We start from the raw sequence: 458 nt of genomic DNA on the forward strand, positions 1-458 counted from the left end.
CGGTGGAGCTGCGCAACCGGCTGCGCGAGGCGACCGGACTGAAGCTGCCTCCGACGCTCGTCTTCGACTATCCGAGCCCGCTGGTCCTCGCCCGCTATCTGCGCGGCGAGTTCGACGAGGTCGCGGCGCCCGAGGCCGAGACACCGGCGGCCGTCGCCGCCGACACGGACGAGCCGCTCGCCATCGTCGGCATGGCGTGCCGCCTGCCGGGCGGGGTCACCTCGCCGGACGAACTGTGGAAGCTCGTCGCCGACGGCGTCGACGCGATCTCCGACTTCCCCGAGGACCGCGGCTGGGACCTGGACGGACTCTTCGACCCCGACCCGGACCACGCCGGGACCTCATACGTCAGCCAGGGCGGTTTCCTGCGCGGCGCGGGCCTGTTCGACCCCGGATTCTTCGGCATATCGCCGCGCGAGGCGCTCGCGATGGACCCGCAGCAGCGGCTGCTCCTGGAG

General features: G+C 72.7%; 1 protein-coding gene. It reads left to right on the top strand.

The annotated features are described in order from the left end of the window. The coding region (locus tag G3I40_RS47825) for an acyl carrier protein (RefSeq protein ID WP_164560499.1) at nt 1-458 on the top strand (458 nt) is incomplete at both ends.

This window comes from Streptomyces sp. SID14478 (genome assembly GCF_010548525.1).
Lineage (GTDB): Bacteria > Actinomycetota > Actinomycetes > Streptomycetales > Streptomycetaceae > Streptomyces.